25 protein-coding genes are annotated in these 22,625 nt (G+C 59.4%); 4 read left to right on the forward strand and 21 right to left on the reverse strand.

Features of this window, described 5'->3' with window-relative positions:
* Nucleotides 1-2: 2 nt before the first annotated feature.
* From HER32_RS06740 to HER32_RS06805, 14 genes are all read right to left on the reverse strand, one after another.
* Nucleotides 3-884 carry a hypothetical protein gene (locus HER32_RS06740; protein WP_168681339.1) on the reverse strand — a complete coding sequence of 294 codons (882 nt, stop codon included), beginning with the start codon at nucleotides 882-884 and terminating at the stop codon, nucleotides 3-5.
* Complete coding sequence (locus HER32_RS06745; protein WP_168681340.1) at nucleotides 884-1,558, reverse strand: hypothetical protein; 675 nt, start codon at nucleotides 1,556-1,558, stop codon at nucleotides 884-886. The genes HER32_RS06740 and HER32_RS06745 overlap by 1 nt, the downstream gene beginning before the upstream one ends.
* A complete protein-coding gene (locus HER32_RS06750) occupies nucleotides 1,548-2,192 on the reverse strand; it encodes a hypothetical protein (protein ID WP_168681341.1) in 645 nt (214 codons plus the stop codon). Before HER32_RS06750 ends, HER32_RS06745 begins: the two co-directional genes overlap by 11 nt.
* Before the next feature lie 743 nt (nucleotides 2,193-2,935).
* The gene (gene dnaG / locus HER32_RS06755; RefSeq protein ID WP_168681342.1) at nucleotides 2,936-6,466 is read right to left on the reverse strand and encodes a DNA primase; all 3,531 of its coding nucleotides are present in this window, start codon (nucleotides 6,464-6,466) and stop codon (nucleotides 2,936-2,938) included.
* Nucleotides 6,467-6,511: 45 nt separating this feature from the next.
* On the reverse strand, nucleotides 6,512-6,832 hold the full coding sequence (locus HER32_RS06760) for a hypothetical protein (RefSeq protein WP_168681343.1): 321 nt from the start codon (nucleotides 6,830-6,832) through the stop codon (nucleotides 6,512-6,514).
* Nucleotides 6,832-7,860: a phosphoadenosine phosphosulfate reductase family protein gene (locus HER32_RS06765; RefSeq protein WP_168681344.1), complete on the reverse strand. Its 1,029-nt coding sequence runs from the start codon at nucleotides 7,858-7,860 to the stop codon at nucleotides 6,832-6,834. The genes HER32_RS06760 and HER32_RS06765 overlap by 1 nt, the downstream gene beginning before the upstream one ends.
* Nucleotides 7,860-8,120 (reverse strand): hypothetical protein, encoded by a 261-nt coding sequence (locus HER32_RS06770; protein WP_168681345.1) that lies wholly within the window; start codon nucleotides 8,118-8,120, stop codon nucleotides 7,860-7,862. The genes HER32_RS06765 and HER32_RS06770 overlap by 1 nt, the downstream gene beginning before the upstream one ends.
* Nucleotides 8,121-8,248: 128 nt before the next feature.
* On the reverse strand, nucleotides 8,249-8,425 hold the full coding sequence (locus HER32_RS06775) for a hypothetical protein (RefSeq protein WP_168681346.1): 177 nt from the start codon (nucleotides 8,423-8,425) through the stop codon (nucleotides 8,249-8,251).
* 11 nt (nucleotides 8,426-8,436) lie between these two features.
* Nucleotides 8,437-8,670: a hypothetical protein gene (locus HER32_RS06780; protein ID WP_168681347.1), complete on the reverse strand. Its 234-nt coding sequence runs from the start codon at nucleotides 8,668-8,670 to the stop codon at nucleotides 8,437-8,439.
* A gap of 3 nt (nucleotides 8,671-8,673) precedes the next feature.
* Nucleotides 8,674-8,889: a hypothetical protein gene (locus HER32_RS06785; protein ID WP_168681348.1), complete on the reverse strand. Its 216-nt coding sequence runs from the start codon at nucleotides 8,887-8,889 to the stop codon at nucleotides 8,674-8,676.
* Between the two features lie 2 nt (nucleotides 8,890-8,891).
* Complete coding sequence (locus HER32_RS06790) at nucleotides 8,892-9,107, reverse strand: hypothetical protein (protein ID WP_168681349.1); 216 nt, start codon at nucleotides 9,105-9,107, stop codon at nucleotides 8,892-8,894.
* Nucleotides 9,104-9,436, reverse strand: a complete 333-nt coding sequence (locus HER32_RS06795) for a hypothetical protein (protein WP_168681350.1) — start codon at nucleotides 9,434-9,436, stop codon at nucleotides 9,104-9,106. The genes HER32_RS06790 and HER32_RS06795 overlap by 4 nt, the downstream gene beginning before the upstream one ends.
* Before the next feature lie 29 nt (nucleotides 9,437-9,465).
* Nucleotides 9,466-9,690: a hypothetical protein gene (locus HER32_RS06800; RefSeq protein WP_168681351.1), complete on the reverse strand. Its 225-nt coding sequence runs from the start codon at nucleotides 9,688-9,690 to the stop codon at nucleotides 9,466-9,468.
* A 190-nt stretch (nucleotides 9,691-9,880) separates the two neighbouring features.
* A complete protein-coding gene (locus tag HER32_RS06805) occupies nucleotides 9,881-10,135 on the reverse strand; it encodes a hypothetical protein (RefSeq protein WP_168681352.1) in 255 nt (84 codons plus the stop codon).
* Nucleotides 10,136-10,304: 169 nt separating this feature from the next.
* On the opposite strand from HER32_RS06805, the gene HER32_RS06810 reads away from it, so the two are divergent.
* Together HER32_RS06810 and HER32_RS06815 are read left to right on the forward strand one after the other, a co-directional pair.
* Entirely contained in the window at nucleotides 10,305-10,655 is a 351-nt protein-coding gene (locus HER32_RS06810; protein WP_168681353.1) for a hypothetical protein, read from the forward strand.
* Entirely contained in the window at nucleotides 10,655-10,891 is a 237-nt protein-coding gene (locus HER32_RS06815) for a hypothetical protein (RefSeq protein ID WP_168681354.1), read from the forward strand. The genes HER32_RS06810 and HER32_RS06815 overlap by 1 nt, the downstream gene beginning before the upstream one ends.
* 114 nt (nucleotides 10,892-11,005) lie before the next feature.
* Here the strand turns inward: HER32_RS06815 and HER32_RS06820 are convergent, their stop codons facing one another.
* From HER32_RS06820 to HER32_RS06840, 5 genes are all read right to left on the reverse strand, one after another.
* On the reverse strand, nucleotides 11,006-11,506 hold the full coding sequence (locus HER32_RS06820; protein ID WP_168681355.1) for a GNAT family N-acetyltransferase: 501 nt from the start codon (nucleotides 11,504-11,506) through the stop codon (nucleotides 11,006-11,008).
* Between the two features lie 8 nt (nucleotides 11,507-11,514).
* Nucleotides 11,515-12,288, reverse strand: a complete 774-nt coding sequence (locus HER32_RS06825; protein WP_168681356.1) for a metallophosphoesterase family protein — start codon at nucleotides 12,286-12,288, stop codon at nucleotides 11,515-11,517.
* Between the two features lie 61 nt (nucleotides 12,289-12,349).
* On the reverse strand, nucleotides 12,350-12,811 hold the full coding sequence (locus HER32_RS06830; protein ID WP_168681357.1) for a DUF6428 family protein: 462 nt from the start codon (nucleotides 12,809-12,811) through the stop codon (nucleotides 12,350-12,352).
* 28 nt (nucleotides 12,812-12,839) lie between these two features.
* On the reverse strand, nucleotides 12,840-13,190 hold the full coding sequence (locus HER32_RS06835; RefSeq protein ID WP_149070843.1) for an ArsR/SmtB family transcription factor: 351 nt from the start codon (nucleotides 13,188-13,190) through the stop codon (nucleotides 12,840-12,842).
* A gap of 161 nt (nucleotides 13,191-13,351) precedes the next feature.
* Nucleotides 13,352-13,747 carry a hypothetical protein gene (locus HER32_RS06840; protein ID WP_149070844.1) on the reverse strand — a complete coding sequence of 132 codons (396 nt, stop codon included), beginning with the start codon at nucleotides 13,745-13,747 and terminating at the stop codon, nucleotides 13,352-13,354.
* Nucleotides 13,748-13,988: 241 nt separating this feature from the next.
* On the opposite strand from HER32_RS06840, the gene HER32_RS06845 reads away from it, so the two are divergent.
* Complete coding sequence (locus tag HER32_RS06845) at nucleotides 13,989-15,002, forward strand: NAD(P)/FAD-dependent oxidoreductase (protein ID WP_149070845.1); 1,014 nt, start codon at nucleotides 13,989-13,991, stop codon at nucleotides 15,000-15,002.
* A 104-nt stretch (nucleotides 15,003-15,106) separates the two neighbouring features.
* Nucleotides 15,107-15,433, forward strand: a complete 327-nt coding sequence (locus HER32_RS06850) for a 2Fe-2S iron-sulfur cluster-binding protein (protein WP_149070846.1) — start codon at nucleotides 15,107-15,109, stop codon at nucleotides 15,431-15,433.
* A gap of 145 nt (nucleotides 15,434-15,578) precedes the next feature.
* On the opposite strand, the gene HER32_RS06855 is transcribed toward HER32_RS06850, so the two are convergent.
* Both HER32_RS06855 and HER32_RS06860 read right to left on the reverse strand, forming a co-directional pair.
* Nucleotides 15,579-16,046: a hypothetical protein gene (locus HER32_RS06855; protein WP_168681358.1), complete on the reverse strand. Its 468-nt coding sequence runs from the start codon at nucleotides 16,044-16,046 to the stop codon at nucleotides 15,579-15,581.
* A gap of 140 nt (nucleotides 16,047-16,186) precedes the next feature.
* A complete protein-coding gene (locus HER32_RS06860) occupies nucleotides 16,187-22,423 on the reverse strand; it encodes an alpha-2-macroglobulin family protein (protein WP_168681359.1) in 6,237 nt (2,078 codons plus the stop codon).
* Nucleotides 22,424-22,625: the final 202 nt, after the last annotated feature.

Raw genomic sequence — 22,625 nt, forward strand, 5'->3', positions numbered from 1 at the left:
AATTAGGCTGTTTTCTTGACCGTCACGGTCAGTTTATAATTGGTAGCCGTGAAGTCGGCATTGTTCTGCCACAGGCCATAATCCTGGTCAGGATAAACCGCGAAAGGCAGCGTGCGGGCCTCTTCCGAGAAAGTGCCCAGGATCTGCCCGTTGTCCGGGTCTTTGATGCTGGTGATGGTAAAGCCCGCCGGCACGGCGATGCTCATGCGCTGGCCGGCGGCCGTGAAGGTCATCTCCACGTCGACGGTGCCGTTCAGCGCGGCCGCACGCGCCAGGCTACGGCTGGTGAAGGCGGAAACCGTCGCGGCATTGGCGCCGGCGGCAGCAGCGCCCCACATGAGCGGGAAGACATAGCTGGTGCTTACCTCCTTCTCGATATCCGGATCATCGGCTTGGTCGGAATCGGCAAACCACACCTGCAGGGTATAAGTATCCGCCAACGTGCCCGTATCCTGGTAGCTGAAGGAGTTGGTTTCAGGGGCCTGCCAGGGCTGCCCGTTCTTCAGCAGCTGGCGCAGGCCCACCGGGTTGTCATTGACCGTAATCGCCCCGCTGATGGTGTAGCTGGCCTGCTTGCCTGCCTCGAAAGTGCTGGCGCCGCTGAAGCTGAGGCTGGCCACTGTGAGCTTGGTGCCATAGAACACGGCCTGGATCCACGCGCCCACGTCGTCGGTGTTGGGATTGAAACCGATGCTGGTGTTATTGGTCTTGATAGGCGCTTTGATGGCCGCATTGATGGCGCTGCCCCCATCCGGATCCGGCAGGGAGTCGGCAACGTCCTGGGCAAACTCCTGCATCGTCTCCTCGATGATGGCCAGGGTGTTATTGGGCTGAAACTTGAGCAGCCACTTCTGGGCCAACTGGGACGGGGTGAGCTTAGCCATTACTGAATGGTGTAAATAAAGCGGAAACCAGAGTTGAGCACCAGCGTGCGGCCAGGAGGTACCAGGGCCAGCAACTTGCCCTTATTGTCGCGCAGCTCCACCGAGCCGCCGGTGCCCTGCTGCAGCTGCACGGCGTACTCAAGGCCACGGCCACTCACCGTCCAGGAGCCCAGGTAGGGACGCACGCGGCGCAGCGTCTCGCCTGAGAGCGTCCAGTCGTAGTTGTTGCGGTTAGGGAATTCAGCCCCGGTGTCGAGCACATCTTTCCAGCTAAGCGGCTGCTCGGGCGTGCCCACCAGCCAGACGTAGCCGTTCCGGTCACGGTAGAGCACCACCAGCTTCTCCCCATCGAGCAGCTCCAGGCCTGCGGCCAGGCCCTCGGTGTTCCGGGCCAGCGTGCCGGTGAGCTGCTGCTTGAACTGCCCCTGGTGCCGGCCACCCTCCGTGGGCGTTTGCTTATGGCGCACGGTGTGGCGCACCGACACCAGCTGGTACCACACGGCGCCAGTAGCCATGGAGAGGGAGTTGGTAACCAGTAGTGGCCCCACGTCGCTGAGCTGCGTGAGCACGTTGCGGGCTGGCGTATACCACAAAGCCTCTATACCACCGTGGTTGGCGGCTGGCTCCTGCGCCAAGTTGCGCGGCTCTAAAAAGAAGGGTAGGCTATCCGGCATGATGCTGTCGAATGAAGTCAACAAGCCCGCCGGCGTTCATCGTAAGTTCCTGACGCACAACGAGGTGCTGAGCAACGCGAGACAAATCAGCCGTTTTCTGGGACAAATCAGCCGTTTTGCGAGACAAATCAGCCGTTTTCTGGGACATTTTAACTACCGATTTCGGCTGTTTCGGGGCTCTTTTTTTCAACTCCTTCAGATGCACGTTGCGCTGGACCGCCTTGCGTAGGGTTTCGAACGGCACATCCTCTTCGCGCAGGTCGTAGGCGCCCATGAAGTCGAGGATGATCTGGCGAATAGTGATGCGGTTATTCAGGAACTGGCGCACCCACAGGTATAGCTCTTCCTTCATCAGCTCGTCGACAAAGTCGTTGAACTGGAAGATGGTGTAGTTGGTCAGCTCCTTCAGGCCGTACTGGTGGGCCGGGAAGTTGCGCATGTCGATTTGAAGCACCTGGGTGCAATCTTCCCGACTACCAGCATGATGCAACTTGCCCTTGACCTGGCGGCGGAGCAGGTGATACATCATCTTCCCGAATCGATCTGAGTTGCTCAGCACATACTCGCCGGAACCCAGGTGGACGTTCAGATACTTCCGAACGTGCGGTTTTAGCGGAAAATCTAGATTCTTCACAGGCTGAGCGGCTTTAGGGAAGTAAACTTAGGGGAGTGGGCAGGCAGGGCAAAGGACGTCTGAGGCGGTGCCGGATCAGGCATCGAGCGGGTAAAGGTTATCGTCACAGGTCTGGGAAAACTGATATTTATAAGACTGGAACAATATAGCTATTCCAGTTGGCAGAATAGACACTTTTGTCCAGTCAGCGGTTCATTATCTTAATCCGGATTGGACTGCATAAAAAGGGGACACCTCATCGCATAATGATATCGGTGCGGGTAGAGCAGGCAGATAGTGCCCAAAATGGGGCGTGTGCGATGTAAGTGGTCGGCGTGTTTTGCGAATGGGCTGTTACCCCTCTAAAACGGGGGTTTCATTTTCCCACTTTCCACCTTTTTATAAATCAGCCATTTAGCTTTCCACACCCCCGAGGAAATACCGGGGAAACGGGGAAACACGAGGGGATTTCCACCGTTTTCAGCGGCTACGTTTCCCCCTCTTCAAACACGTTTCCCCTTCTTTCCACATTTTTCCCCGACTTTCCCACATCATTTATAGACATATTCAAACAATACTGATTGATAGAGTATTTATTTACAATGTTTTAACAATTGAACTTATTGTATCTGGTGGAAAAGGAATTGTAAACCTGTTTCATATAGTCTCGCTGAAACGTGTTGTTTCTGTAAGTGCTCTAAGCAGGCACAAAAAAAGGGCAGCCAGTGGCTGCCCTTTTTCAATCTTCCCATTTCCCAGAATCCTTAGAATGGCTGATCAATTCTGATCGTATCCATCTTCTCACTGAATGTCAGCGACCAGGTGCGCTTCGGATGCTCTGTGTACCGCATCAGCTCCTTCACGAACTGGTCTCTGCTTATGTGCGGCTTCACGTTGCTATTGAACTGGCGCAGCAGCGTATCGATGTGCTGCACCTGGTCAACGGACTGGTCGTCGATAAACTTGCGCACCAGCTCCTCGCTATTGTCGCTGGTGAGCGGGGTGACCCTCATCATGCTGCGGCTAGGGTCGTCGGTACCGGACTGCGTGGCCAGGTCGACGCTGGTATCGAACTCAATACCCTGCTCCAGCATCATGTCGTAGTTGAATACCATGGCCGACGTGGAGTTCGGCACCTCGGAGAAGCGCACGCCCTTCTTCCGGTCTTCCAAGAAGAAGCGGTGCTTTTCGAGGTAGCCGCGCACGGTAGCGGCCGAAAGCGGCGTAATGCCCATGCGGGTAGCTGCGGCGAGGTACATCCCCTGTACCTGGCCCACGCGCAGGAATAGCTTGGTGATACCGTCGCCCTCCTTCTGAATTTTGAAGTGGTGGCCGTCGCGCACCTCGCGGCCGATGATGGCCGTGAGCACCTGGAAGTACTGCTCCACGTCGTCGCTGGTAGCCTGAATCTGCGTCTGCAGCTGGATCCGATCCAGCAGGATGCTGCGGGCCTCCTCGTAGGTGAAGGGCATCTTAACGCCGGCGTCCTGTAGAATCTGGATAGGCGTCAGGATGGAGCTGGTGTTAAGCACGGCCCGGTCATCGGGAGCATGATCCATGCGGGCAGAAGCCAGGTCCCGGATTTCCCGGTTCACGGCTGGTTCCCGCCGGCGGTACTCCTTCATCTGGTCGCGGTACTGAAGCATCTCGCAGGTGACCGACGTGGTGTAGCCATCCAGCTGCAGCTGGCGTAGCTCCGAGAAGGCTTCCCGGTCGCCACGCTGCTTTTCCTGCTCCGAGTACTCGCAGATAATGCAGCGCGAAAGCAGGGCCGGGTCTTTCGTGGGCAAGTCCTGGCCGCACAGGATGGCGCCCGAGCGAGGCTTGTAGTTCTTGGTCTCGTTGCCTCCAGTGGCCCGGCCTGTCATTTTACCCGAGCCATCGGCAATACCCTTCAGCATCCCGATAACGTGGGTGGGCAGGGTGTTTTTGTACTCGTTCAGCCAGATCAGACCGTTCTGCACGCTGGCCATGTAGCGCCGCACGCCGGTGGCGGTGCTGCCGCCCTCGATGTTGATACCATCCTCCGGGAAGCGGCCAAACATGGCGGCTAACGACTCGGCTGCTTTGGATTTACCAGCACCCCTGGGGCCGAACTTATTCAGGATCGGGAAGTAGTTGCCGTTGGCCTTGAAAATGATGTCGCGGTATAGGCTGGCCAGGTAGAAGCAGATCATCACGATGCCGTTCTGGCCATAGGCTTTGATGATTAGCTTGCTCCAGTCCTCGAAGCTCAGGCCCTTCTTTTCGAAGTGCATGAAGAGCCGCTCATTCTCGTAATCGTCGTCGTCGTCATCGGTGAGCTTCAGCGTCGACGCAAAGGGCAGGTAATGGAAGGAGAGCAGATCCACCTCGCCGTCGTTGATCATCTTCTCGATGCCGGCGGCGCCGTACTCGTCGAGCAGGTGCTGGCCACTCTTCAGCACCACCTTGGCGCCGGCCAGCTCCACCTGACTTTCGGGATGCAGCTGCTTCAACTCCTCGATGCTGGCCACCGGCCGGCGCAGGGTCACGATGCCGTACATATCGGCCTTAATGAACTGGCCGCGGAAGAGCAGGCCGTTTGCCCAGGTAGTGAAGTCGCCCGTAGGGTTGTAGCCCATATAGCGCGGCTGGGTCGCCTCGGGCACGCCATGGAACTTCTGAATCTTGATTTTATTCAGGTGCTCCTCGTTGCCCTCAAAGATGAAGTTGCCCATGCGCGCCACCATCTTGCGGAAGGTGGCCACCGAGGTAAAGTCGTCGGTGCTGATAGCCGTCGTCCGGGCCTTGTAGAACATGTTGCGAAACTTGCACACGTACTTTGGCTCGTCCTGGCTGAGCACGAAGTAGAGCACGTCCATGGTGAAGGTGCAAATCCGGATCTGCTTGCCCTTACCCTCGTAGGTGTAGTAGCAGTCGTCCTTCTCGAAAAAGCCGAAATCGAAGTATTTGAGGCGTTCATTGTCCTCCATGCTGGCCAGCGCCTTCTTATCCAGCCCGTCCTGGCCGCGCTTCACCAGCTTGTACCCGCGCTTAAAATCGGGCCATACGCCGGCCACGTCGTCGTAGTACACGCCGCGCAGGGTATCGTCCTGAATCAGCTCCAGGGCCTCGCCCATGCGGCGAATAGCGGCAGCTTTATCGTGGCCACCGAGGGCCGCATCCCGTTCGCAGTCCGTCAGCAGTGGCCCGCGCAGGTAGTCTTTGGTGGTGCCCACCCACTTCTCGATGTCGGCCGGCGTGTGCAGCTTGCGCTTCAGCATGTCGTCCGGATCCAGGCCCTCGGCCGGCAGCAGCGCCTCCACCCGGAAGCCGCTGGCCAGCAGCAGCTTCGCGTTCTTGTGCAGGGCCTTCATGCCGGCGGGGTCGTTGTCCGGAATGATGACCACGCGGTCGGTGTACTGCTTCAGCAGCTTAATCTGGTTTTCGGTGAGGGCGGTGCCGCAGGGCGCCACGGTGTTCAGCAGCTCCTTCTGGTGGCATTGCACCACGTCGACGTTGCCTTCTACCAGGTAGGCGAATTTGGCCTTCCGGATAGCGTCAGCGGCAATATGCAGGCCGTAGAGGTTGTCACCCTTCACCCATACCGTGTCGGGGCTGTTAACGTACTTTCCGGGCTTGTACGCCGCGTCGGCCGCGGGCTCCTTGATCAGCCGCCCAGTGAAGGCAACAACGCGCCCACGAGCATCGCAGATGGGGAACATCACCCGGTCTTGGAAGAAGTCGAAGTACTGCGCGCTGCGGCCCTCCTTCTCGACCTTGCGCACCAGGCCTGCGCGCTCCAGCACGTCGGCGTCGAAGCCGTTGCGGATGGCATCCTGGTAGAAAGCATCGCGACGGTCTTCGGCGTGGCCTAGCTGGAATAAGTCCCGAGCAGGCTGCTGAATCTTCCGGGTCTCGGCCCAGCGGTCGGGCATCTTGTTGCCAGCGTAGTAGGCGGCAGCGTAGGCCAGCGCGATGCGCACCGACTCACGCTCACGCTGCTTCTGCTCGGCTTCAGCCGCGGCCTCGGGCGTCTGCTCGATGTACTCCACCACGACGGAGTGGTCGGAGGCAATTTCCTTCACCGCTTCGATGAAGGAGAGGTTCTTGAACTTCATCACGAAGCCAATGCCGTCGCCGGCAGCGCCGCAGCCGAAGCATTTAAAGATGTTTTTCGCTGGTGAAACAGAGAAGGAAGGCGTGCTTTCGTCGTGGAAGGGGCAGCACGCCTCGTGTTTGTGGCCGCGCGACTTCAGCTTGACGTAGCGTGAAACAACCGCTAAAACGTCAACCTGGCGTACCTGGTCTATGGTGGACTCTGAGAGGAGCATAGGGGAAAATCAGAAGGGAAGGCGGGATAGGAAGCAGGCGGGGGGCTATTCAGCGACTGGCTGGGAGAAGTCCAGCTGGCCCGTTGTGTAGCGGTATTCTTTGCCGTAGCGGCGGTTCTGGGTGTGCTGAGGGCGGTCGTAGTTCAGGTGGCAGCGCTGGCACAGGGCAGCCAGGTTGCCGAAGCGGTTATTGCGCCGGTCGCGGTCTAGGTGGGCCACCGTGAGAATGACCTTGGAGCCCGTAGCCGGATGCGGTTGGTGGTTCTCAGCTAAGCACCACTCGCAGCGGTTACCAGCCCGGTGGTACCTAATCAGGCGACTGATCAGGCTCCACTTGGGGTGATAATTCTTGTAGTCGATGGGCATCAGATTGGCCCTCCATTTTCAGCAAAAGCTCCCATCGGCAACTTCCACTGGCCTTCTGGCAGAATGATGGGCTCGTACCATGTCTCCGATAGTGCGGCCCGGACGTCCTCGTCTTTCACCGGAAAGGGAGTGCCTTTGTCGGCCAGCGCAGTCAGGCTGATGTTGCGCTTGATGGTGCGGCCGAATCGCTCCTCGTAGTCTACCAGCCGCTGAAACCGGTCTGGGGCAATTAGACGCCAGGTGGCGAATTGATCGGCCCCGTTGAAAATGCAGCCAGCGCAGGAGCACCGAGACCAACCGAGGCGGTAGCTGGGGTGCGGGTTAATGCGCCACCGCTCCATAATGGCCCATACATCGGCCTCACTCCACTGATGAACCGGGCGCCAGCGGTCAATATGGCGGCGCAGGCCGGGGCTAGTGCGGGCGTCAGAGTCATCAACCTGGAACCGAGGATAGCGCGCACGGCCGGGGCTTTCCTGTGCACGCTCACCACAGAGGAATAGTGTGCGGGAATGATTGAAACGCTGCTGATTGCGCAGGGCTGTGCGGGCATTATCAATCTTCAGGTAACCTGAGCACCACCTTACCGAGAGCGAGGCAGCAATTTGAGGGAAGGCCAGCCGGGTGCTTTCCTTGCCTCCAGTGCCACCCGTGGTAATAATCAGGACGGAGCCATCTGGCTGCGGGGCTTCGAAGCTAATGGGTGCTGTGCGACTATTTTCGCGCAGCATCTCCCCTTCGAAGCCTCCGTTTTTCCAGGTGTAGTACAAGGGTACACCCAGGGCGTGCGCGAATGCCAGGCAGTAGGCGTTGGTGCAGGGCCAGTCCATGAGCGTGGAGTCCAGCCCATCAACCTTGTGATGCCACAGCTCAATGCGGTTCAGATCAGCCCCGCATTCCAGCAGATGTAGCACGCAGGCAACACTATCCTTGCCACCGCTAAAGGCCACAATGATGCGCTTATAGCCACCCAGGTAGACCGGGCACTGAGGCGTATCCAGGAAGTCAAGTTGGGTGATGAGGTTCATTAGTAGCGTAAATCAGTCCAGCAGATCAGCTGGCCGGTGAAAGGGAGGCCGTGGTTGTTGTCGAACCATTCTTGCAGTTCGTAGAAGTCGCCGAAACCATCACGTCGGGCCAGCTCCTGGCACTCTAGTGGCGTCAGCTCACGACCATCAAGGAGCATTACTGTCCGGTACTTCCACCCGCCCGGCCCCTGAAAGGCAATTCTCTTAATACCCACCTCCTGCACCACCTTAGCCGTGGCGTCCTCCCGAATCTTAGTCATGTCGTGCCGGCGCACGTTTCGGTAGAATTGGATGGGCCTTCCTACTTTCCATCGGTTGCCCTTGCGGATGGTATGGGGCTTCGTCCCTTCTGCTACAGAAGAGACGAAGCGTTCTTGGAAGCCGAGAATCATTTATCGTTAGCCGTAGCAGCGCCGGCCTTCAAAGAGGCGCGTTGATTGTCAATTATTTCGAGCAGCGCCGGTACACAATCAGCTAAGTCAGCAACGTCTGTGAAGTCCAGGAATTGGTGTATTGCAATAGAGCGGGCCTTAGCCTCCATCTCATTCAATTCTTTGATATCCATTTCAAGAAGGGCTAAAAAGTGGGCGCTACGCCTCGCAGCAGCAGCGTGATTCTGATAAGGCCCACGGTGGGCCGGCCGCAAACGCCGGCCCATCCGGGGTAATTGGTACCGAGGCGCCGCTGCCGTTCATCATCCAGCTGGCAGATGTGGCGGAGCTGGCGACCGAGCTTCTGAAGGTGCTCGGTGTCTTGGGTTTCAAATCCGAGCCGGATGTTGTCCCAGAGGTCGGTGGTGCTCTGGTTCATGGCTCAATCTTCCACGGTCTTATCATTCTTCAGCAACTCCTTGATGCGCCGGTCACGGGCTGCTTTGCTGGGGAAATTGGATTCGAGCTGGTACCACTCGCGGCGCAGGCCCTGCTTGGCTTTGATGAAGTAGTTATACCCGAAGCCTTGCTGATTTTCACCAGCGCGAATAATGGTGAAGCCTGATTTCAGAAGCTTATGCTGATCGGATGTATGCATAGCTAAGTGGTTTTGACTTTAGCAGTCGGTGCAGGCGTTTCCCGGTCTTGGCTGGGGGCGAGCTTCTTGACGCAGGCCTGGCAGGTGAGCAGCACGGCCATGCTCACGATGGTGAGCCACTGGCACCAATTCTCATTCCGCGTCCAGGTAGCGATAAAGCGCGTCTTCTCCTGGCGGTATTTGGCAATCTGGCGGTTGCGCGTTGGCTGCTTCCTCATGCTGCCTGCCCTCCTTTCGCGGCATCACGAGCCTCAATTTCCGCGAGGCGCCGCGCAACAATGGTTTCGGGCGTGATGATCGGCAGGATGTTCTCATCCTGCAGCTGCTGCTCAATTTCCGCCCACAACTGCGCTACTTCAGCCAGCCGAAGCTGTCCTAAGAGGGCGCGTTTTGAGTTGAGGGTTTCGCGCAGCTCCTGCTGGTCGCGCCGTATCTGAGCCATCTCCTCGGGAGTGGCGTGGTCGGTGACCAGCTCAATGCTGGCCAGCTCTCCCCGCAGGTGCTCTATGTCGCCTGCGAGGCGGATTTTTGGATCCTTCGTGCTCATTGATCGATTTGCAGTTGAAGGGTGAATGATTAAAAAAGGCTCGGGGTGAGCAGGCTATTCATGTCCTGCTGCTTGGCTGCTATTTGCTGCTGCTTAGCGGTGATGGCATCTCGGTAGCGTTGGATGGTGGAGGGCCGCAGTCGGTTGGCAATAGCATCCTCCAGCGTCGCCTCCACCACCTTCAGCTCCGTCTCCAGGGTGGCCTTATCTTCCCGGAGGGCCCGCATTTTCTCGGAAATGATGTCCGTACTCATGCTGCTAGTGCTTGGAAGGATTGCAGGTGGCTGGTGCACGTCTCCAGCTCAGCCTCCAATTCTTGTTTGTGAAATCGGTAGTAGGTCTCGTGCCCTTGTTCGATGAGCGCTAGGTGCTGCTCTTCCAGCGCCGCGAGGCGGGCTCTTAGCCCTTCCTCCCACTGCTCCAGTTCGGATCGGAATAGCATCTTCATGCTGCTACCTCCTCGACTTCTTCCTGCAGCAATTGAATCGCTGCCTTCTGCTGGCCAGTCATCATCGACAGCCAATCCTTCAGCAGTTCTACCTCAAGCACCGACATCTCCTTGCGGCTGTCGTTGTTCATGATCTGGATGAAGCGGTGCATCGTCATGCCCCCCAGCTTCTCCAGCAGCTCTTGGGTGGGCTTCATGGCGGAAATGCCGTACTGGAGCAGAATTTCCCGAAGCCTGTTTTTGACTTTCATAAAGAAATTGTTGGGTTGAAGGTGAATTACTGGCCTATCTTTTGTGAGATGGCCCGCTAACTCATACGAGATAACTAGACAAAAGTGTCTAGTTAAACGGACAAAACAAAATTATATGGTCAAAACTGTACTGAATAGCAGACACATTACTGCACATTTTTGTGCGGTTATGCATAGAGGCGAAATCGTTAAGAAGGTGATTGACGAGAGCGGCTACACGGTCTCGTGGCTGGCAGGTAAAATCAACCGCGCTCGGTCTCAGCTATATGTGGACTTTCAGAACCCGCTGCTCTCCATCGACGTCATCCTGAGCATCGGCAAAGCCATCAAGCACGACTTCTCGAAGGAGTTTCGGGAAATACCCTTCAACCCCATCGCAGCACAGGAAAACGCCCCTGGCTACTCTACTGCGTACCAGCAGTGCCGCGACGAGCTGGTCGAGGCCCAGCGCAAGCTGATCCAGGCCATGAATGAGCTGGAAGAATACCGTAGAACATTTGGCTCCCTGCCTACTAGCTAATGACCACAACCACTCCCACCACCTTCGCTGCGGCCCTCGCGGCCAACGCCCTGTACTTTGTCGACGAGGACGGGCATAAAGTAGAAGGAGCCGGCCACGAGTTACTCGCAGTCGGCTCCCCTGTGTGGGCCCATGTAAAAAATGCTGGAGAGTGGTTCGTCGAGCCGCTGGCCCAGGTGCGCGACATCCTAGCGCCGCGTTATGCCCGCGTTTTTGAGGACTTCATTTCCCTGTAATTTCCCTAAGTGGGGCTAATAGGCTGATATTCAGTGTCGACAACACATCCTTATGCGACCACAAAAAAGGCCTCTAGCATTGCGCTAGAGGCCTTTTTTATTTTCAGGCTCTGGTTATTCTACACCTACCGTGGTGCTGCGGCGCTCCAGCAGCGCCGTGTTGCGCCACACCCCACGCATCTGCCCAATTCGCTCCCGCTGCCCGATCAGCCGAAAGCCGGCGGCCTGGTGCAGGCGGATGCTGGGCTCGTTTTCCGGAAATATCCCTGCCTGCAGCGTCCAGATGCCGTTGTGTTCTGACTCTGTAACCAAGGCCTGCAGAAGCTGGCGGCCTACCCCTTTACCCTGAGCGGCGGTGGCAATATACACGCTCACTTCGGCCACGCCCGCATACACGCAACGGCCCGAAACCGGCGTTAGGGCCGCCCAGCCCAGCACCTCGTCCTCGGCGCCAAGGGCGACCAAACGGCTGTGCTGATGGTGAGCGGCGTCCCAGGCCTCCCAACTGGGGGCCTCCGTTTGAAAGGTGGCATTCCCAGTGGCAATGCCTTGCTCATAGATAGCGCGTACCGCGGGCCAGTGCGCGGCAGTGAGAGGAAGCAGACGAATATTCATAGCGAAATTTAATAAGCCCGGCGCAACATATCGGCGTAGGCATTGGGTAACGAACTTTCCTCTACCGCCTGAGCTGCTTGCTCTACGTCGTAAGGGACGCGCACCAGCGTGCTGCGCAGGCCATCGGGCTGGCCGAGGTCGGTCGTCTCGTCGAGGTGAAGCAGCAGGTAAGCCGCCTGCGGATTGCCATCCTTGGGTTTGCCTACCGAGCCGATGTTGAGGGCGTGGCGGTAGCGGGTCTTGCCTGCATGCTCGTAGGCCAGGGCCCGGTGAAAGGGCTTGTGCGTATGGCCAAAGAGAAGCACATCGGCACGGGCATCGGCCAGCACCCGCAGCAAGCTTTCCTCGGGCCGGTCTTCAAACAGGTATTCGTTGATGCGGCGCGGGGAGCCGTGCACCATCAGCAAACTTAGCGTGCAGGGTTCCTCGGCAAACTCCAGGCGCAGGTGCTTGGGCAGGTAGCGCAAGTAGCGGCGTTCGGCTTCGCCCACGGTGGCATTGGTGAAGGCTATGCTCTGGGCGCCCAGCTGCTGGTCTTCCTCCGTTTTGTAGGCGCACCCACATTCACCGCTCCCCAGTCCAATTCCCTGGTCATAGTTGCCCGCTATGGTGGGAATGCCGCGCCGCCTGATTTCGGCAATTACTTCGTTGGGCCAGGGGGCGTAGCCCACCAAATCACCCAGACAGAAGATCATATCGGGTTGCCGCTGGTCGATATCGGCTAACACCGCTTGCAGGGCCGGCAGATTGCCGTGCACATCGGAGAAAAAAGCAATAGTCATGCTGCAGAAAAGTAGATGGTAGCCCAGGCTGGGGCCGGGTGAGCAGCCCCAACGCTTGATTTTAGCAGCAACCGCCCCCGGGCGAGCAGCCGGCGCCTTGCAGCTGGGGCAGGCTGAGCAGCTGATGGCTGGGAATACCGCAGGCATCCTGGGCCAGGCAGGCAGTTTGCTTGAGCGTCAGGACAAAATCCGTCCCATCGAAGTCGAGCCCAAACTTGCCGATGGTTTGCTGCTGGTATTCCACTTCAATGTCGAGGTCCTGCCGGCCCAGAATTTTCTCCGACAAGGCCAGAATGTGCAGGAATTTCTGAGGCGCCAGCCGGTGGTCGTAGTCACCGGCTTCCCAGAGCTGGAAGTTGGCTACCGTTTCCTGCCGCTCTACTCCGCCGCAGTCGATAAAATGCTTGCTTACCAAGCCTACTTCCGTCACGTGGAAGTGGTCGGGCAGGTAGGTGCCATCCGGCAGGCGGAACCGTACGGCCTGCAGCCCGGCCAGGGACGTTTTCATTTCTGAGATTTTCATGGTCAACGCATTTAAGGAGAAAAGGAAACTAACAGGAACTCTTACCCGCAGGTCCGCAGCCAGGACTGGCCACCGCTGCCTGGAAAAACATGGCAAACTGCTGCTGGACCTGGCGCAGCAGTTCGTAGTTCAGACAGTAACACACCGTCAGGCCGTCAATTTCGCCCCGGATCAGGCCCAGGGCTTTCAGCTCCTGCAGGTGTTGCGACACGGTGGTGCGGCTCAGGGGCAGTTCGGCGGCTATGTCGCCGGAGATGCAGGTTTGCTTGGAAGCCAGCAGCTGCACAATGGCTATGCGGGCAGGATGCGCCAGTGCTTTGGCGGCCCGGGCCAAGTTCTGCTGCTGCGGGGTGAACTCGGAAGTTTTGGCGTAAGTCATCGGCAGGAAGAAAACTATGTCGTAAATATACGACATAGTATGACGCATGTTTACGCCATAGCCAATTATTTTTTTCAAAGCCGATGACGTGCGCCTTAAACTAAGCAAGTGCCCACACTGGCAGCCCGCCTAGCGGGCCGCTCCATTAAAGGAGCAAAGGCTTACACGTCGCGCAGCCACGCCATGGCCAGCGCGGCCTGCTCAAACGGAAAAATAACGGGCCGCTCCAGGCCCAGCAGCTGCAACCGGGCCGAAAGCTCATTAAAGTACTCCGGCGGGGCTACCCAGGCTATGGCCTCTATCCCGGCTTCTGCCGCGCGCGGCAGAAACTCCTTTTCCACCCAAGCAGCTGCTCCCTGCCAGGGCGTGGTGAGCAGGGAATTATCGTTTAGCAGCTTACGCAGTCCCAAGCGCTTGGCGTGGGTGAGCACGAAGTTGGCCCCGGTCACAACGGTTTTCTGGGTTTGCTCCCCCCGCCACTGGTTGTACAGCCAGCCGTTTTCCTCGTCGTAATAAATCGTGATGTACGGGGTTTGCTCCAGGGTCGGTAAGTTCATGCTATTCCCAACGGTGTTCTTACGCCCGGCAAGCCAGACAATTTTAACCAACTGCTTTCGGGTCGGGCCAGTGGGCGGCACACGGCCCCGAGGCCTTCTACACTACCAAATGTAGAAGAAATAGCACAATACAGCGCTGTACCCTGTACCTTTGCGGCCGTTTAATACGCCCTGCCAACGTTTTAGTAGGTTTGCGTGTTTAACGCCTGCGGAACTCCTCGCACTGCCAATTGCTGACTGTATGAATTCCATTTCCACCGATATCTGCATCATCGGCGCCGGGCCGGTAGGACTATTTGCCGTGTTCGAAGCCGGATTGCTGAAACTGCGGTGCCACGTTGTCGACGCGCTGCCCCAGGTGGGTGGCCAGCTCTCGGAAATCTATCCGAAGAAGCCTATTTATGATATTCCGGGCTTCCCGGAAGTACTGGCCGGCGACCTGGTGCGCAACCTCATGCGCCAGATTGAGCCCTTCCACCCCACGTTTACCCTGGGCGAACGGGTGGAGCGCTACGCCAAGCTGGATGATGGCTCATTTCAGCTCTTCACCTCCGATGGCACCGAAATTTTGTGCAAGACCATCTGCATTGCCGGTGGCCTAGGCTCGTTTGAGCCGCGCAAGCCGGCCATTGAGGACCTCGAAAAGTTTGAAGGCGGCCGCGGCGTGCACTACATGGTGCGCGACCCAGAAACGTTCCGCGACCAGCGCCTTGTCATTGCCGGCGGCGGCGACTCGGCGCTTGACTGGACCATCTTCCTGGCCGAGGTAGCCAAGGAAGTAACGTTAGTCCACCGGGGAACCACGTTCCGCGGAGCCGCCGACTCGGCCGAGAAGGTGCAGAAGCTACACGAAGCCGGCAAGGTGCGCCTGGTGCTGAGCAGCAACGTGACGCACGTGCACGGTACCGATAAGCTGGAAGCCGTGACCATCACCGCCAACTCGGGAGCCACCGAATCTGTTGCCCTCGACCACTTCATTCCCCTGTTTGGCCTCACGCCGAAGCTCGGCCCTATTGGCGAGTGGGGACTCGACCTGGCCGATGATGCCGTCAAAGTGAATACCTTGGACTACTCTACGTCTGAGCCCGGGGTGTTTGCCATTGGCGACATCAACACCTACCCCGGCAAGCTCAAGCTAATCCTGTGCGGTTTCCACGAAGCGGCGCTTATGGCGCAGGGCGCGTTCAAATACATCAATCCCGACAAAAAGTACGTACTCAAGTACACCACCGTGAACGGGGTACCTACGCTGTAGCAAGACCTGAGACTAGAAGACATGAGAAGTGAGATGGCCGACTTAGTGCAAAGCTGATACCTGTCTCACTTCTCATATCTTACTGTCTCACTTCCAAACCTAATATGACCGACGAAGTACGTGTGTATGTGGAAGAGGCGCCAAGTCAGCGCCGCGAAGTAATAGCCCCCACCGATATGGGCCTGAGCCTGATGGAAATCCTGAAAGCCGATGGCTATGATATTCAGGCCACGTGCGGCGGCATGGCCCTTTGCGGCACCTGCCACGTGGAGGTGCTGGCGGGCCCCGAGCTACCCGAGCCCAGCGACGATGAGCTGGCCATGCTGGAAAGCCTGCCCGTCATGACGCAGGGGAGCCGTCTTTCCTGCCAGATTCGGATCAACGAGCGGATGGACGGCCTCGTCGTGCGCCTGATGCCCCAAAACGCGTAATACGCTACCCGTTAGCTTGCCTCTGCTACCGGGTTGACTGAGAGGCATTAGCCCATAAAAAAGACGCTATCCGTGCTGGGCAGCGTCTTTTTTATGGGCTGAGAAGTGGGTAAGCGCAGCTTAGCCGGCCTTTACAACGGCAGCTCTAGCGACGCCGCCGCGCAGCAGTCTTTTTCTTGGTCACGCTTTTTTTGCGACTGGCCTTGCGGCTGGCCGCCGAACGGTGCCGGCTGCGGGTGTAGTGGCGACGGGGTGCGGCGGCAGCAGCGGGGGAAGCAGCCGTTTCGGCAGGTTTCTCGGTGGCCATGGCAGAGGCAGAGGCTTCCAGGGCCGGAGTGGTGGCCACGTGCTGGGCCGTAGTGCCGGCCGGTGCTACCGCGGCGGCTTCGGGCTTGGGCGCAGCAGGCTGCATCTTGCGGCGCACGGGCATCAGGAAGTCCCGCTCTACCCGCTCCTGGGCTGTTAGCTTTTCTTCACCCGGCAAGGCCGGGCGCACGGGTACGGCCACTTTTCCGGCCGTATCGGGGGTGGAAGAGGCCGGCTTTTTCTGGCCTTGAGCCAGCGCTCCGGCCCCACTCAGCAGCAGCCCTACACACAGTAATACGATACGCATCAGCTACTTTCTTCGGTTGATGGGAGGGCAAAAGTACCAGATCCTGAACCGAATACCAAGCCACACCCCAATCCGCAGGCTGCAAAGGGCCTTTTCAGCCCTCTGCGCTGCGATATTGAAAGTAAAAATGCAATTTCCCTTTACTTCCCTGAAAGCTCCCCAATCTGCACCCGCGTACCCGCCGAGTGCGTGGTAAACTCCGGCGCGTAGAGGCACTGCAGCTGCGAGAGGCCTCCCGAAAAATCACCACTCTGGGCGGCGCGCAGGCGGTATTCGAAGGTGTGGGTGCCTTTGGGGAAGAAGCCGATGAAGAAGTTGGTGGCCGCGTCGCGGGGGCTTTCGTAGTAGCCCAGCCCACCCTGGTAGCGGTAGCCCGAGCTCTGGCTGATCAACTCCAGGCCGGCGGCCCGCTGGTCTTTCAAGTGCACGTATTCCAGGTCGCGGTCGGCGCGCAGCACGAGGCGCACCACCAGCACGTCGCCCACCCGTAGGGGTGCAGCGGCCGTAAGCCGTTCGAGCACCGGACCGCCAGTGGTGCGCTGCTCCCGAAACAGTTGGCGCTCCAAACTCAGGGCCGTAGTGGCGGGCGTGATTTTATCGAACTGCTCGAAGTACTGCCAGTAGAGCGCGCCCCAGGCCACCCCAGCATCGGTCTTCTGCACCGAAACCTTGCCCTGGGCTGGCTTCACCTCGGCCGCCGACCACGTGGTTTTGAAGTAGCCGGTGCCGGTTTGCTGGGCCGTGGGTTTTACCAGCTCCCCTCCTACCCGCACTTGCAGGGGCTGGGTGGGCTGCAGCCAGTCGGAGCCGCGCAGCATCAGGGCGTAGCAGGCGTCGGCGGTGGCGCGGGTGCTTTCCCAGTGCTGGGTTTGCTTTTGCTTGAGCAGCCAGAGCTTCATTTCATCCACGGCTTTCTGGTCGTCCTGCACTTCATCAAAGGCCTCAATGAGCGTGGCCTGGGTTTCGGTGGGAGCTTCGCGCCAGTAGTAGCCACCGCGCACTTCCTTCCAGTACATACCCAGCTCCGGCGAGTGCAGGGCATTTTCGCGCAGCCCCGTGAGCACGTCGCGCACGGCACTGGGCGCCGCTTTCGTACGGTGCAAAGCCAAAGCCAGCTGGGCCTGGAGGTAGCGCGTCTGGGCAGGCCAATAAGTGACGGCTTGTTGCTGGTAGTAAGCCTGCGCTGGTTGCGCCGATTTTGCTACGGTCTGCTTGAGCCAAAAGCTACGGGCATACAGTGCCTGAATCTGAATGTCGCCTATGTGGTCTTTCTTCAGGTCTACTTTCGGCTGTTTGCGCAGCTCGGTATAGTCGCGCTGCAGCTGCTCGTCGAGGTAGCGCAGGGCGTTTTGCAGGATAGGGCGGGCCTGCTCGTCCTGGCTGGCATCGAAGGCGCCCAGCTTCTGCAGCTTGCCAAAACCCGCCACGATAAGCTGAGTGATGTACCGGTCGTCGGGCATCTTCTCAAACCAGGGAAAGGCACCGTTGGGCTGCTGCATCTTGGCCAGCTTGAGGAGGGCGCGGGCAGTTTCGGCACGTAGGCGGGGCTCATCGAGCAGCTCGGCCAGGCGGCGCATCCGCTCGGTGTCGTTCTGAGCGTCGCGCACCCAGGGGGTTTCCTGCAGCAACAGGGCCTTTAGCTCCTGGTTTTGCTCCAGCTTGCTGGTGAGGGCCCTGGAATCAGCCGACCCGTCGCCGGCCTGGGCGGCGCGCTTCCACTCGGCCAGCACCGGCTGTAGCCTGGGGTTCTGCTGCAGAATACGGGCGGCCAGTAAGTTGGCGTAGAGGCGGCTGAATACCTGCTCGGAGCACTCGTAAGGGTACTCCATCAAGTAAGGCAGGGCCTGCACGGCGTACCAGGCGGGGTTGGGGGTCATTTCCAGCGTGAGCGAGTAGTTGCGCCGCGTGCCCGACGTGGTGCTCGTCAGCTTTTTCAGCTCAAACTCCCGCGTAGCCGGGCCCACGATGGGCAGCGGCAGGCTTTCGGTGATGAGGATGCGGTTGGGCAGCACCGGCAGGGTGTTTTCCTCGCCGTCGGAAACAGTTTGTAGTTGCTTGTTTCCGATTGCGCGTTTCTGGTCTTTGACTTCTTTGCGGGACTTTTTATCCGCTCTTCCTTCTTCCTTCTTCCTACTCAGCTCTGCAGAGGCCACTACGCGGTAGGTAATGGCTTCGAGGGGCACCTGACCTTCGGCAGTTTCAGGGATACGCAGGCTCCAGCTCACGGCCGTGCTTTGGTTAGCCGCCAGCTTAAACTGCTGTTGCGCCGCGCCTTGCAGCACCTTGCTTTCGATGGGCTGCTGGGTGCGGGCGTCGAAGAGGAAGAGCTGGGTAGTACCGCTCAGGGGCTGGGCCGTGAGGTTGCTGAGCTTGGCCGAGAAGCGCAACTGGTCGCCTTCCCGGAAAAAGCGCGGGGCGTTAGCCGTTACTTGCAGGGACTTTTGCGTCACCAGGTCGCGGCGAAGCAGGCCGGTGTGCAGCTGCTGGTCGTGGGCCAGGGCTAGCAGCTGCCAGCGCGTTACGGCTTCGGGCATCTGGAATTCCAGCACCGTTTCGCCCTGGGCGTTGGTGCGCAGCGCGGGCAGCCAGAAAGCCGTTTCCCGGAAGTTCTTACGCGCCTGCACGCCGGAGAGGTCGGGCTGAGCGGGCTTGGGCGATTGGGCGCTGCCGGGAGCGGCTGTTTCAACGGCCTCACTCATAACTTTGTCGGCACCAGCCTGAGCATCCATAGCCACCATCGGGGCTGGAGCTGCCATTGCCGCTTCGCCTCGGGCCATCGATTTACGTTGTACCGCTACTCCGGCAAAACGCCTGTTGACTGCATATACGATGTCATTCTTACTTGAATATCCCCACAGATTTATTTCAGGATAAACCAATTCAACAATATCCACGCTGCCTTCCTGGTAGAAAAGCACATTAGATTCTTCCGTTCTAAATTGCCCGTTCCAGCCCAGTAAGGCCGGATGATATGGTTTCGGGAAATCCAGATCCGCAAAACCGTGCGGCCGGAAGGTATCCAGAGACTGGTCGTAGAGCGTGGCCAGCAGTTCGGCGTTGGCGGGCTTGCCGCCAGCGTTGTGGATGGTGACGCGCCAGGTTTCTTTCTGGCCGGGCTGGAGCTTGTCGCGGAAGGTGGCAATGCTCAGGCGCAGTGGCGCGGGCGGCGTGGCCACCTGCACCACGGCGTTGTGCAGGTACAGGCGGTTGTCGCGCACCTGGGTGGTATGGACGTAGAGTTGCGTTTCACCTAAGGTGGCGGGCACGGGTACGCTTACCAGGCGCTGCTCGTTGGCATTCAGCGTCAGCCACTCGCGGCGCAGGGGCTGGCCGGCGGCTTCCACTTCCACCAGCACCCGGGCGCCGGCTTCACTGCTGCCTACCAGGAACTGAGCCGTTTGGCCGGGGACCACGCTGTCCTGCAGGGCCACAAACCAATCGGGGGTGGGCACAGGCAGCTCGTTGGCCGAGGGAGTGTAGAGCGTGAAGCGCTGCTCGGTTTTAGTGGGTTGCTCGGCCGAGGTGGCGGTGGCTTCGAGCAGGTAGCGGCCAGTCTGCTGCTTGGCCAAGGCGGCGGCCAGCTCCGGCAGCAGGGGCGTGGTGTTGGTATCGAAATCCTGGGTAAAGACTTCCGTGCGGGCCCAGGTGCTGTCGTTGTCTTCGTGCCCATAGGCATCCAGCGGGAAGCGGCGCTTGAACTCCTCCCGGCTCAGAGCTTCGCGCTCGGGCCGCTCCCAGGCGCGGGGACGGAAGGCGCGGGCGGGCGGCGTGAGGCGGTAAAGGCGCAGCTGCCCCTTCGCAGGGCGGGCTTCACCGGTGGCGTTGGTGCTCAATAGCCGCAGGGCCGGCAACTTGTCACGGTTCAGGAGCTCGGGCACTTGCAACTGCAGCGTGAGGGCCGCGTTGCCTAGGCTGATGGTTTGCTGGCCAGTCCGGGTTTCGCCGGCAGCATCGGTTACGTCGGCCGACACTTCAAACACGTAGCCGGGGCCCCAGCCGCCGCGCTTGTTGGCACCTGCCTCGCTCTGCGCGGTAAAGTTGATGGTAAATCCGCCCGCCGAATCGGTTTGGGTAGTGCCATTGCTGATTTCCACTTCCGACCGGCCACCGGGGCCCGGGTAACCCATCCGGCCGCCATAGGGGCGGTACAAGGGCCACACGGTGCGGCGCACCACGCGGTAGCGCACGGTAGCGCCATCAACGGGCTGCCCGGCGTAGGCCGTAGCCTGGCCGCGTACCGCTACGGGCTGGCCCAGCACTGGCGTACCCTTCACCGGCTCAAACGTGACCTGGAAGGTGGGCCGCTTGTAGTCTTCCACCGCGAAGCCTATGCTGCCGTTATCGGTCTGCAAACTCATTTCCCCGTTCAGCAAGCCCGTAGGCAGTACCACGGAGCCGTGAAAGGAGCCAAAATCAGAAGAGGTGAACGGCAGCGTCTGCACGGTCTGACCATTTACGTCCACCAGCCGCACCGACACGGGCTGCCCGGTGAGCAGGCGGGATTTACCGGCTAGGGTTTCCGTCAGGATGCCTTTGAAATAGAGCGTCTGGCCGGGGCGGTAAATGGCGCGGTCAGTATACAGAAAGGTGCGGCGCTGGAGTTGCTCCTGGTCGGGAATATAACGCGGGCCGTAGTAACCGCCTTCCTCCATCAGCAGCGAGTCGACGCCTTTGGTCAGCAGCAGTGCCCGTAGCTGGGTATTCTCACCGGTAACCATTCCCATAGCTACCTGGGCCTGCCCCTCGGCATCAGTGGTGGTAATGTTACCCCGGCGCTGCTGGTAGTTGCGGCTGGGCTGGTCGTAATATTGAAAGAAGGGCAACACGCTGGCGCCGACCTGAGGCTGACCGCTCTGCCGGTGCAGCACCAGCACCTGCGGTCCAGGCTGCGTGGCGGAGTTGCGGCGCACCAAGCTCAGTTCACTTACGTGCAGCTCGCCATAGGCAGTGGTAACGTTGTCGCGGGTTTTAACCGGGTTATCGGCAGCTGTGCTAAGCACAAGCAGGTAATGCCCCAGCGGCAGCGCCGGACCGGCTTGCTGCACGCTATGCGAGGTATAATCGACGGGGCCAGCAACTGGCAGCGCCCAAGCGGCGGCGGGCTTGGCGGCCAGCACCCGGGCGTAGCGCTCCTCCCAGGTAAGCGGCTTGCGGTAAGCCTGCTCCAGCTGGCGCAGGGCCTGGGCGCTGCTGACGCGGTAAGCCTTGGCGTACAACTGCGTGGCATTGCGCACTTGCAGCTTCAGCAGCCAGGGTTGGTTGGGTAGCACCACATCTTCCGAAGTGAAGGCTATGGCTACGGCCTCAATGCGCTGACGCAAGGCCCGGGCCCGCTGCGCCCCGCGAGATTTGGGGAAGCGCTTTTCGGCTACCAGGGCTATTTCTCTGGCTTTGGCAGGGTGCCGGGCTTCCAGGTTTTCGGCCTGCTCGGCCAGAAATTCCGTGCTGATGGGCAGGGCCTGGTACGTGTCGGCGGCGCGGGCCAGGGCCCGTTGGTACACCGAGTCTTTGCTGGCCAGCACGGAATGCTGCTGCACGAAGCGCAGGCGTTTTAAATCTACATCGGCCAGGGCAGCTGGGTTCTGCGCGTCCTGCAGCCGGAAAGCGGTGAGCTGCTGCAGCACCTGCAGGGCGTGAAACTGGCCGTTGAGCGAATCGGCTGTGGGCGCGGTGAGCTTGAGCTGGGCAAACTCCCTGGCTGGCGCGTATAGATTCGTTGCTTTCAGCTCGAACTGTACCGCGGGGTGCGTCACGTAGAACTCGTCGTTTTGCAGGCCCTCTACGGCGCGGTGGGCCAGCAGGTCGTAGAGCGTGGGGCGCAGGCTGCGGCCTTCGGCACTGCCACCCTGCACAGCATAACCTAACCGGGCTAACGGCAACTGCTGCTGGCGGATGGGCTCCTCCTGCACCGAGGCACGGTAGTGGCGCACCACGGCACTGCCGAGGCGGGCGGCATCCCAGGTGCGGATGTCCTGGGCGCTGGTATCGGCTGGAGGGGCATCTTCAGTAGCGCCACTGGTGCGGTCGTAGAGCTGGTAGCGGTGCTCCTGGTAGTAGGTAGCGTAGAGCTGGCCCAAAAGGCTGTGCAAGATGGGCCGGGCGGGGAACTGGGCGGTTTTGAGGTCGGCTTCCAGCAAGGCAATGCCTTTTACATCAGACTCTTCCTCCTTAGCTTCCAGCAGGCGCAACTTGTAAAGCAGGGCACGCAGGTACTCGGGCGCGTCCTGACGCTGGCGGGCCGCGCGGTACAGCTCATCAACTATTTTGGCCGCCGACGCTGTCTGGTTTTTTTTCAGCAGGGCATCTACCTGCTGCCATTTTTTAGGGTCGGGGCCGGCAGGTGGCGTAGGGGCCGAGGAGCCAGTGGAGAACAGCATAAGCAAGACAAAGCAGGCAAGCAGAACAGGACGCATAAGCCAGTAACGCGGGACGCATATGGTTGAGTACTGGCATAGATGCACGGATCCGGCCAAAAGCACATGCACGAAGAAAAAAATGCACAAAAAAGTAATCTGACCGCTCCACGCCGAATAGCAAAACGCCCGCTCCCTGAAGTGAGGAAGTGGGCGTTTTGCTATT

This window comes from Hymenobacter sp. BT18 (assembly GCF_012273015.1).
GTDB classification, from domain to species: domain Bacteria; phylum Bacteroidota; class Bacteroidia; order Cytophagales; family Hymenobacteraceae; genus Hymenobacter; species Hymenobacter lutimineralis.

What these genes read in the sequence shown, in the direction of transcription:
- HER32_RS06740 (WP_168681339.1), bottom strand. Translation starts at nt 884, where the DNA reads ATGGCTAAGCTCACCCCGTCCCAGTTGGCCCAGAAGTGGCTGCTCAAG.
- HER32_RS06745 (WP_168681340.1), bottom strand. Translation starts at nt 1,558, where the DNA reads ATGCCGGATAGCCTACCCTTCTTTTTAGAGCCGCGCAACTTGGCGCAG.
- dnaG (WP_168681342.1), bottom strand. Translation starts at nt 6,466, where the DNA reads ATGCTCCTCTCAGAGTCCACCATAGACCAGGTACGCCAGGTTGACGTT.
- HER32_RS06760 (WP_168681343.1), bottom strand. Translation starts at nt 6,832, where the DNA reads ATGCCCATCGACTACAAGAATTATCACCCCAAGTGGAGCCTGATCAGT.
- HER32_RS06765 (WP_168681344.1), bottom strand. Translation starts at nt 7,860, where the DNA reads ATGAACCTCATCACCCAACTTGACTTCCTGGATACGCCTCAGTGCCCG.
- HER32_RS06770 (WP_168681345.1), bottom strand. Translation starts at nt 8,120, where the DNA reads ATGACTAAGATTCGGGAGGACGCCACGGCTAAGGTGGTGCAGGAGGTG.
- HER32_RS06775 (WP_168681346.1), bottom strand. Translation starts at nt 8,425, where the DNA reads ATGGATATCAAAGAATTGAATGAGATGGAGGCTAAGGCCCGCTCTATT.
- HER32_RS06780 (WP_168681347.1), bottom strand. Translation starts at nt 8,670, where the DNA reads ATGAACCAGAGCACCACCGACCTCTGGGACAACATCCGGCTCGGATTT.
- HER32_RS06785 (WP_168681348.1), bottom strand. Translation starts at nt 8,889, where the DNA reads ATGCATACATCCGATCAGCATAAGCTTCTGAAATCAGGCTTCACCATT.
- HER32_RS06790 (WP_168681349.1), bottom strand. Translation starts at nt 9,107, where the DNA reads ATGAGGAAGCAGCCAACGCGCAACCGCCAGATTGCCAAATACCGCCAG.
- HER32_RS06795 (WP_168681350.1), bottom strand. Translation starts at nt 9,436, where the DNA reads ATGAGCACGAAGGATCCAAAAATCCGCCTCGCAGGCGACATAGAGCAC.
- HER32_RS06800 (WP_168681351.1), bottom strand. Translation starts at nt 9,690, where the DNA reads ATGAGTACGGACATCATTTCCGAGAAAATGCGGGCCCTCCGGGAAGAT.
- HER32_RS06805 (WP_168681352.1), bottom strand. Translation starts at nt 10,135, where the DNA reads ATGAAAGTCAAAAACAGGCTTCGGGAAATTCTGCTCCAGTACGGCATT.
- HER32_RS06810 (WP_168681353.1), top strand. Translation starts at nt 10,305, where the DNA reads ATGCATAGAGGCGAAATCGTTAAGAAGGTGATTGACGAGAGCGGCTAC.
- HER32_RS06815 (WP_168681354.1), top strand. Translation starts at nt 10,655, where the DNA reads ATGACCACAACCACTCCCACCACCTTCGCTGCGGCCCTCGCGGCCAAC.
- HER32_RS06820 (WP_168681355.1), bottom strand. Translation starts at nt 11,506, where the DNA reads ATGAATATTCGTCTGCTTCCTCTCACTGCCGCGCACTGGCCCGCGGTA.
- HER32_RS06825 (WP_168681356.1), bottom strand. Translation starts at nt 12,288, where the DNA reads ATGACTATTGCTTTTTTCTCCGATGTGCACGGCAATCTGCCGGCCCTG.
- HER32_RS06830 (WP_168681357.1), bottom strand. Translation starts at nt 12,811, where the DNA reads ATGAAAATCTCAGAAATGAAAACGTCCCTGGCCGGGCTGCAGGCCGTA.
- HER32_RS06835 (WP_149070843.1), bottom strand. Translation starts at nt 13,190, where the DNA reads ATGACTTACGCCAAAACTTCCGAGTTCACCCCGCAGCAGCAGAACTTG.
- HER32_RS06840 (WP_149070844.1), bottom strand. Translation starts at nt 13,747, where the DNA reads ATGAACTTACCGACCCTGGAGCAAACCCCGTACATCACGATTTATTAC.
- HER32_RS06845 (WP_149070845.1), top strand. Translation starts at nt 13,989, where the DNA reads ATGAATTCCATTTCCACCGATATCTGCATCATCGGCGCCGGGCCGGTA.
- HER32_RS06850 (WP_149070846.1), top strand. Translation starts at nt 15,107, where the DNA reads ATGACCGACGAAGTACGTGTGTATGTGGAAGAGGCGCCAAGTCAGCGC.
- HER32_RS06855 (WP_168681358.1), bottom strand. Translation starts at nt 16,046, where the DNA reads ATGCGTATCGTATTACTGTGTGTAGGGCTGCTGCTGAGTGGGGCCGGA.
- HER32_RS06860 (WP_168681359.1), bottom strand. Translation starts at nt 22,423, where the DNA reads ATGCTGTTCTCCACTGGCTCCTCGGCCCCTACGCCACCTGCCGGCCCC.